Raw genomic sequence first — 905 nt, 5'->3', positions numbered from 1 at the left:
ATGGCAAAAGAAAAGTTTGAACGCGTAAAACCGCACGTAAACGTTGGTACAATCGGCCACGTTGACCACGGTAAAACTACACTAACTGCAGCAATCACTAACGTACTTGCAAAAGTATACGGCGGTGTTGCTAAAGATTTCGCATCAATCGATAACGCTCCAGAAGAGCGCGAACGTGGTATCACTATTTCAACGTCTCACGTTGAATACGATACACCTACACGTCACTACGCACACGTAGATTGTCCTGGTCACGCCGATTATGTTAAAAACATGATCACTGGTGCTGCTCAAATGGACGGCGCGATCTTAGTAGTTGCTGCGACAGATGGCCCTATGCCACAAACGCGTGAGCACATCCTTCTTTCTCGTCAGGTTGGCGTTCCTTACATCATCGTATTCATGAACAAATGTGACATGGTTGATGATGAAGAGCTACTTGAACTAGTAGAAATGGAAGTTCGTGAACTTCTTTCTGAATACGATTTCCCAGGTGATGACTTACCTCTAATCGCTGGTTCTGCGCTTAAAGCGTTAGAAGGCGAGAAAGAGTGGGAAGATAAGATTGTTGAGCTTGCAAACGCACTTGATTCTTACATCCCAGAGCCAGAGCGTGACATCGATAAGCCATTCATCATGCCTATCGAAGACGTTTTCTCAATCCAGGGTCGTGGTACTGTTGTAACTGGTCGTGTTGAAGCTGGTATCATCCGCATCAATGACGAAGTAGAAATTGTTGGTATCAATGATACAACTCGTTCTACTTGTACTGGTGTTGAAATGTTCCGTAAGCTTCTTGACGAAGGTCGTGCTGGCGAAAACATCGGCGCACTTCTACGTGGTACTAAGCGTGAAGACGTTGAACGTGGTCAAGTACTAGCTAAGCCTGGTTCAATCAACCCACA

1 protein-coding gene is annotated in these 905 nt (G+C 45.4%); it reads left to right on the top strand.

Annotated features, from left to right (window positions below; all coding sequences use genetic code 11):
* Positions 1 to 905: elongation factor Tu (gene tuf / locus QL998_RS20660; RefSeq protein WP_290193398.1), on the top strand; the 905-nt coding region annotated here is incomplete at its 3' end.

Origin of the sequence: Pseudoalteromonas sp. APC 3691 (assembly GCF_030408135.1) — a bacterium.
In the GTDB taxonomy this organism is placed as follows: Bacteria; Pseudomonadota; Gammaproteobacteria; order Enterobacterales; family Alteromonadaceae; genus Pseudoalteromonas.
The sequence above is the reverse complement of the archived record's forward strand: the minus strand, read 5'-3'. Positions and strand labels throughout refer to the sequence as shown.